The following is a 7,426-nucleotide window of genomic DNA, read 5'->3' on the forward strand; positions in this document are numbered from 1 at the left end:
TATTTTTTTAAGGCAATAGGCAAGAGGGTTTTAAGGAAATCAGCGTCAAAAAAGACTGTACCTGATTAGCACGCCTTTGGCGAACAACTAAACAACCAAACAACCAAACAACCTGTAACCTTCAACCCTTCAAACCTGCTACCTTGGCCTTTAGGCCACCCTACGCGAACAACTGTTTAATAGTTCACTGAAAAGGACTTAACCACTGCCTCCAATAAATTTTTGGTCTTACCCCAGCGTCGTTCGGTGGTGGAAGCATTGAAGGTGTAGAGCTTGCCACGGTTGACCACCACACTGGCGAGGTTGTGCCGTTCTTGGTTGGGAAGTTGGACGTTGTATTCTAAAAGGTAATACGTCTTTTCTGCTACCTCACGAGCTTCAGCATTAACCAACTCGGCTGTGCGACCAGAATCGGGAGGAGCAATGGCATTTTTTTGCAGCTGATACCCCACTTCTGAGGGTGTACCTAAATCAGCAAGGCTCTTGCCTTCCGGCACTGGGCTAATCACCACACTAACATTTTCGGTGGTTTCTATAATATCGTGGAACACTACATCGGGTCCATCAGTCACCTTGATCGGGACCCAACCGTTGGGATACAAAAACTGATAACCGTTAAGGCTGTCTACATAGCTTTGTAGACCACTGGCACCAGTTGTGCAGCCATGTATAGCCAGACTCAACACTAGCAGCAGTAGTGGTGCAATTTTCTTGAGCATCTCTTTGAGCATCTCTATTAAACGTCAACTCAGCTGCTTAATTGTCTCATCTTTAACTAATCGTACTTGCCCCTATGTATTTTCTGTTACCGGTTGGACACTCACCAGATGTGTGATAGATAGTTAAGTCAAGTTAATAGAGCGATTTTAGACAACTGCACACGGTAACAATTCTGGAAATCATCAGGCTTTGTAAGGAATACCATGAAACCAACTTATTTAACTATCTCTAGTCTAGGACTTGCCACAATACTGACTGGATTTACCGCAACTGTCTATGCTCAGCAGGAGCCACTTCCAGTTCCAGTCATTATCCGATCTGAGCCAGATAATCAAAAGCCTACGTCAAAGCAAGAGCCAACTAATACTGAAGCCCAACCTGTGGAGGAGAAACCAGCTACTACTCAAGCCCAACCTGTGGAGGAGAAACCAGCTACTACTCAAGCCCAACCTGTGGAGGAGAAACCAGCTACTACTCAAGCCCAACCTGTGGAGGAGAAACCAGCTACTACTGAAAAACCCTCTGTTGAGAAAGACCCTTTTAATACGGAATTGCCATTGAGAACTATACCCCGGATGAGTGCTGTTGAATTCTACAACCGGGGCGTGGATCAACTAGATAATGGTAATTATCCAGAGGCAATGGCAAATTTCAAACAGGCTTTGCAGCTGGAACCCTATGACCCTGATATAAACTACAATCTCGGCTACGTCCACCACATTCAGGGGAATTATCAAGAAGCGATTGATAATTACACTGCTGCTATCAAGATTAAAACCGACTATGGTGAAGCCTATAGCAACCGTGGTTATGCCTATTTTGTGCAAAAGAAGTTCATCGAAGCGATCGCTGATTTTTCCAAGGCTATTGCTCTGACACCCGATAATGATACGGTTTATCTCAGTCGAGGTAATGCCTACAGTGAAGTAGAGAACTATTTCCAAGCAATTGCGGATTACGATCGAGCTCTCTCGATTAACCCTAAAAATGCTATGGCTTACTACCAACGCGGTTTAACTCGCAGTAAGCTCAAACAGTATCAAGCTGCTGTAGCTGATTACACAGAAACTCTAAAAATTGAACCCACTTTTGCCGATGCGTTTTATAAACGGGGTCTAGCCAGACTTGACCTCAATAAGGTTGAGGAAGCGATTCAGGATTTCAAAAAAGCGGCTGATTTATTCCAAGAACAAGGCAGAACTGAAAATTATCAAGAAGCGATGGAAGCCATCAAAAAGCTTTAATGGCAACCAGACCCTTGAACTGAAGTGGCTTTTCAACAGCTTTCTTCTGTGCAGTACCTAGCTCACACCAGAGGCTGAGAAAGCCACAAAGATCAAGCCACTTACTAAAATCAGGGCTGTTAGACCCAAGATCAGGTAGTTGCGCTTTTCTGCTGCAGTGGGTGGCTCTGCCTGGTAAACTTTTGGCTCTTTAGCAAAATTGTTTAAACGCCCGCCCTCTTCTACTGTATATGGCATGGATTACAACCTTTTTTTACTTTATTTATATAAATGTAACAAAGAATGTAACAAAAATTGGCATAACTACTCTTCAGTTTTCCTGATTAGCTTGATTTGTTACGTTAAAGTATTAATCCAGTCCTAGACCTTGACAAGTTCTTTGATCTATGAATTTGTAAGCTAGCTAATGGTACCAGTCAAGGGTGAGCTAGCGCTAGCATAGTTTTTAATTGGAATACGACCAGCTAGGTAAGCCAGACGACCAGCTTCGGTGGCCATTCCCATCGCTTTTCCCATCATGATCGGATTACCTGCTAATGCGATCGCACTATTAATCAATAACGCATCTGCCCCTAACTCCATCCCATAGGTGGCTTCACTGGGGCTACCTATGCCAGCATCTACCACCACCGGCACTCCAGCTTCCTCAATGATGATTTCAATATTGGCAGCATTCTTGATGCCCTGTCCCGAACCAATGGGTGAACCCAAAGGCATCACCGTAGCACATCCTATCTCTTCTAGGCGTTTGGCTAATAACGGATCCGCATTAATATAGGGTAAAACCGCAAACCCTTCTTTTACCAGTTGCTCTGCTGCCTGTAGAGTACCAATGGGGTCAGGGAGTAAATACTTAGGATCAGGAATCACTTCCAGTTTCACAAAATTATTGTCTTCTTGACCCAATAGCTTCGCCATTTCCCGACCAAGCCGTGCCACTCGCACCGCTTCTTCCGCCGTTTTACAGCCTGCGGTGTTGGGTAACATCCACAGTTTCCTCCAATCCAGGGATTCCGCTAGCCCTTCGTGTCCTGGTGCTTTAGTTTGTACCCGACGCACAGCCACCGTTACAATTTCACTGCCACTAGCCGCAATACTTTCAGCCATTACCTGTTGAGAGTCATACTTACCTGTGCCAGTCATCAGACGAGACCGAAAGGTTTTTCCCGCAATGGTGAGTAAATCAGCTGGGGATGGTTCCTTCCCATTGTCAGAGTGAGAGTCCCGGACCGTACCAGAATTATAGTGCAGCACTGGTGTTGAGGAGGAGTTACTAGATAATCTTATTAGATTAGGACTGCTTTGACTTGAGGCTGGTTGATGGTAAAGTCGGTCGTATCGAAATTGATCTAACAATGGGTCAGACTTTTGCTTCTCAATCAGGTCAGCCAGCAACAAAGCTGTTACCGGAGCCAGCAAAATACCGTTGCGGTAGTGACCCGTAGCCAGGCTCAGGTTTTGGCAAGGACCAGTGCCAAGAATTGGTAATTCGTCAGGTGTTGCTGGTCGAAATCCCCACCAACACTCATGAATCGAGCAGTGTTGGATTTCCGGATATAGCCGGATAGCTGATTCTAACAAACGGTTAATTCCAGCAGTAGTGTTGTCAGGCTGCCAACCCACATCCTCTACTGTTGCACCAATCAGAATTCGTCCATCTCGACGGGGGACTAGATAAACCTCAGAGCCATGTAACACTCGCTGTAGTGGCAAGGGGTGTTGATAATTTTTAGTGGCTTTTACTGACAGCATCTGACCTTTTTTTGGAGCCACTGGCAAGGGCAACAGTTGATTAGACCAGGCTCCAGTTGCCAGGACATAATGGTCTGCATGGAGTTCCCCTGCGGAGGTTCTAATCCCAGAGACTAAGCGATTGCGCTGCTGAATTGCCTCCACAGCTATCCCTTCACGCAGCTCTACTCCCCATTCTTGGGCAGCCAGTCCCAGGGCTTTACTGAGTGCTTGGGGAACCACCTGAGCATCTTCTGGGTACCACCAACCACCAACCACTTCTGAGCTTAAACCGGATTGATAGCAATGAATTGTATCTTTGTCTAACCAGTCAGCAACTCCGGTTTGGTTGCTGAGCTGGTGTTGCTGATTTCCTGCTGCCCCTTCATAGACCGGTGCTAAAAAGCCACAGGGCCAATAGCCCGTTGCCACACCAGTCATCTGTTCCAGTTTGGTACACCATTGAGGATACAGTGAGTGGGACCACAAGCCTAAATCTAGCATCGGACCAATGGGGAGCGCTTCTGAGAATGGTGCTAACATTCCCGCTGCAGCTAGGGTGGCACCTTCTTGGAAATTGCGGGTGACAACAGTTACTGTTGCCCCACGCTGTTTCAGTTCTACAGCGATCGCTAAACCGATAATGCCACCGCCAATAATCAGAATGTCACTTGCTGCTTTCATAGGTTAAGGAGAGTGGAGACTAGGGATTGGGGAAAGTATCAAGGATGAACTATCAAGGATGAACTATTAAGTATGAAGTATCAAGGATGAACTATTAAGTATGAAGTGGGAAGTGGGAAGTGTAACTCGTAGGTTGTGGATAACGTTTTTAGTCAACCTTAAGTCCGATCAACCCATTTCCTCCTTCAACCTTTATTTTTTATCCTTTTTACTTCAAGCTTTATTCTTCAACCTTTATTTTTCATCCTTTCTGCTTTTGACCCATCCCCTAATCCCCAATCTCTAATCTCTTCCCCAACCTTTTAAACAACTACAGGTAGTGCCCTTTACCATAGGGCTGGTATGGGGTCATTATCTTCGTATACTACTGTACCAGAACTTCCTGTAGTTGCTGAGCTTGCTGTAGTCGCTGGAGCACTAGACTCACTGATGACGGTAGTTCCTTGAGCAACAGTATCCTCCTCTGGCTGTGCAAAGGGATCAGTTGTAGTCGGCTGTGCTTGTGCGATCGGTTGCTCTGGTTGAATACTCGGTGTTTCAGCTTCTGTAGTTGATGGGTCTTCTAACAGTGCTGTATCCGTTGGTTCTGCCTCCTCCTGGTTCCTACCCAGATTAAAGAAGGGAATGTTAAAGCGAGAAGCCTTTTCTTCCTCAGCTTCAGGAATTGGTTCTACTTGATTTGCACTCTGGGGAGCCTCTTCGATTTGGCGACCCTTACAAGCACTAACTGCTCCTAGGAGAGCAACCAGGACTAATAATTTGGTAGTTAACCTCATATATTTGTTCATACTCTGATTCGATATCAAGAATTGTGTTTCCATGACTTAATACCTGTGTGTCGAAGTAGGGAATTTACAGATGTGTCCCTTTTCGGTGAACACACCCGCCCATAATATACCAGTTGAGTTCTCCGGAGGTCACTAGAAAAGAAAATTGTTCATTTTCTTGATGCAAAGGGCGAGTAGGGGTTTCCCCCTTTGGCCGACTGCATCGGTTTGACCCTATCCCCTGCACCCATCTAGCGCACCGGTATGATTTTTACCCAAGGCGCGGAAATCGTCTTGTGAATTACCAGACTCCAAGCTGACGCTACGGTACTGGCTTGTCACTTGACCGGGGATTGCCTAAGTTGAGTTTTGCGACTAAGCTGAGGTTTTACATCCCCGACCTGTTGCAACAGTCCCACGCCCATCAGACCGATAGCATTTCGATTACGTGAACGTGGGATAGGTCAACAGGTTTTTTTTGACTTGGTTATTGTCAATCTAATTTACTGTCAACATAAGCATTCAGCCGTCAGCTGTCAGCCGTCACGTTATTTTATTCAAAAGCACCAATCAGTAGGTTGGCCTTTGGCTGATAGCTGATAGCTGATAGCTGATAGCTGATAGCTGATAGCTGATAGATTAACTTTCAACATTATCATGTTTCTAGTAAATTTTTGATCATTTTGTTGATCAATTTGGAATTTTTACCGGGATTGACCAGATCAAAATTACTTGGAGGATGTCCAGGTATCCCGAGACCTAATTTGCCTATTATGGCGCGAGACTTATTACCTCCCCCAACTCTCAACCATTAGTTAACCATTAGTTAACCATTGCTAAATGTGCCTTAGCTTACATTCTGTTAGCACTGATGGGGAGATCGGGTAACAGAGGATGATTCAAAAGCTAACTGTGTCAGTGCGATCGCTAACTGCTTCTGCTAATACACAGTTAACTGTTTTAGTAAACTGTTCTAGTTAACTGTTTTAGTTAACTTATCTACTTTTATAGGGTTGCTTAGTGACGGGGAACAGTCAACAGTCAACAGTCAACAGTTAACCATAAATCCTCAATTTAACTATGTCTTAACTTATGCCTTAACTTATGTCTTAAGCTAGGCTAGTTAAGTCTGTCATTCACTCATTATCCCTATTCTGGCTAAACTACAGGGTAGCACTACTATGCTTTGGTTGATATTCGCTAGTCTAACAGCTCTTTTTGCCTCTGGCAAGGATTTGACGAGTAAGCGAGGGCTCAAAAATGTTGATGCTTACATTATTTCTTGGGCAGTATTATTTTTTTCTTTACCTGTTTTACTGCCCCTCCTTTTTGTGATTGAAATTCCGGAATTAGGCCGAAATTTTGGCTTAGCATTAATGGTCGGAGGGTCTCTGAATGTGGTAGCCATGAGCTTGTATATCCAAGCCTTGAGTCGGTCTGACTTATCCATTACCGTTCCCTTTATGACCTTCACCCCGTTATTTTTATTAGTGACATCCCCAATCATTGTTGGAGAATATCCCACCCCCTTAGATATGGGAGGAATTCTCATGATTGTGGTTGGGTCTTATAGCTTAAATTTGAAAGAGAAAAGAAACGGTTACCTCGCCCCTTTTAAAGGGCTACTTAAGCAACGAGGCCCTCAGCTAATGTTAACCGTAGCTTTAATTTTTAGTATTACCTCAAACGTTGATAAGGTGGGGGTACAAAATTCATCTCCAATATTTTGGGCAATTGCGATGCATAGCTTTATTGCTACAGGTATGGGAGTGATAATGCTGTCTAAATCAAGAAGTAAATTAAACCAAATTCCAAAATATTTACTATCTATAGTTCCTATTGGTTTCTTTCAGGCCGGAGTAATTTTGTGCCAAATGACAGCTCTGGAAATGACCTTTGTTAGCCACGTGATCGCTGTTAAACGCATGAGTGTTTTAATTAGTGTAATCTTAGGATGTCTAATTTTTAAAGAACCGGGAATTCAGGAAAGAGCAGTTGGCGCAGCAATTATGGTATTGGGAGTTTTACTGATTACTCTATCGGGACATTAGGATTGGGTTTTGGGTAGGGAGCAGGGAGCAGATGTAGATGTAGGGTGGGCAGTGCTTAGCAAACCAATTGTCAGCGTTTAAATTAGTATGATGCACTGCCCACCAGACCAGCAAAAGATGTAGGGTGGGTAGTGCTTATTAAGGCAAAAGTAATAGATGTAGGGTGGGCAGTGCTTAGCAAACCAATTGTCAGCGTTTAAATTGGTATGATGCACTGCCCACCAGACCA

6 protein-coding genes are annotated in these 7,426 nt (G+C 44.4%); 2 read left to right on the plus strand and 4 right to left on the minus strand.

Annotated features, from left to right (window positions below):
- Window positions 1–176 precede the first annotated feature (176 nt).
- Complete coding sequence (psbP, locus tag F6K38_RS28095; RefSeq protein ID WP_044491972.1) at window positions 177–719, minus strand: photosystem II reaction center PsbP; 543 nt, start codon at window positions 717–719, stop codon at window positions 177–179.
- A 204-nt stretch (window positions 720–923) separates the two neighbouring features.
- Between psbP and F6K38_RS28100 the strand changes: the two genes are divergently transcribed.
- Complete coding sequence (locus tag F6K38_RS28100; protein WP_287358355.1) at window positions 924–1,964, plus strand: tetratricopeptide repeat protein; 1,041 nt, start codon at window positions 924–926, stop codon at window positions 1,962–1,964.
- Between the two features lie 57 nt (window positions 1,965–2,021).
- Here the strand turns inward: F6K38_RS28100 and psb34 are convergent, their stop codons facing one another.
- The 3 genes from psb34 to F6K38_RS28115 all read right to left on the minus strand — a co-directional run bounded on the left by psb34 (window position 2,022) and on the right by F6K38_RS28115 (window position 5,200).
- Window positions 2,022–2,201 carry a photosystem II assembly protein Psb34 gene (gene psb34, locus F6K38_RS28105; protein ID WP_008178251.1) on the minus strand — a complete coding sequence of 60 codons (180 nt, stop codon included), beginning with the start codon at window positions 2,199–2,201 and terminating at the stop codon, window positions 2,022–2,024.
- 162 nt (window positions 2,202–2,363) lie between these two features.
- On the minus strand, window positions 2,364–4,379 hold the full coding sequence (gene thiO, locus F6K38_RS44430; protein ID WP_287266342.1) for a glycine oxidase ThiO: 2,016 nt from the start codon (window positions 4,377–4,379) through the stop codon (window positions 2,364–2,366).
- A 326-nt stretch (window positions 4,380–4,705) separates the two neighbouring features.
- Complete coding sequence (locus F6K38_RS28115; protein ID WP_075873601.1) at window positions 4,706–5,200, minus strand: RodZ family helix-turn-helix domain-containing protein; 495 nt, start codon at window positions 5,198–5,200, stop codon at window positions 4,706–4,708.
- 1,127 nt (window positions 5,201–6,327) lie between these two features.
- On the opposite strand from F6K38_RS28115, the gene F6K38_RS28120 reads away from it, so the two are divergent.
- On the plus strand, window positions 6,328–7,197 hold the full coding sequence (locus tag F6K38_RS28120) for an EamA family transporter (RefSeq protein ID WP_287358357.1): 870 nt from the start codon (window positions 6,328–6,330) through the stop codon (window positions 7,195–7,197).
- Window positions 7,198–7,426 lie beyond the last annotated feature (229 nt).

The organism is Moorena sp. SIO3B2, assembly GCF_010692525.1.
In the GTDB taxonomy this organism is placed as follows: domain Bacteria; phylum Cyanobacteriota; class Cyanobacteriia; order Cyanobacteriales; family Coleofasciculaceae; genus Moorena; species Moorena producens.

What these genes read in the sequence shown, in the direction of transcription:
- psbP (WP_044491972.1), bottom strand. Translation starts at nt 719, where the DNA reads ATGCTCAAGAAAATTGCACCACTACTGCTGCTAGTGTTGAGTCTGGCT.
- F6K38_RS28100 (WP_287358355.1), top strand. Translation starts at nt 924, where the DNA reads ATGAAACCAACTTATTTAACTATCTCTAGTCTAGGACTTGCCACAATA.
- psb34 (WP_008178251.1), bottom strand. Translation starts at nt 2,201, where the DNA reads ATGCCATATACAGTAGAAGAGGGCGGGCGTTTAAACAATTTTGCTAAA.
- thiO (WP_287266342.1), bottom strand. Translation starts at nt 4,379, where the DNA reads ATGAAAGCAGCAAGTGACATTCTGATTATTGGCGGTGGCATTATCGGT.
- F6K38_RS28115 (WP_075873601.1), bottom strand. Translation starts at nt 5,200, where the DNA reads ATGGAAACACAATTCTTGATATCGAATCAGAGTATGAACAAATATATG.
- F6K38_RS28120 (WP_287358357.1), top strand. Translation starts at nt 6,328, where the DNA reads ATGCTTTGGTTGATATTCGCTAGTCTAACAGCTCTTTTTGCCTCTGGC.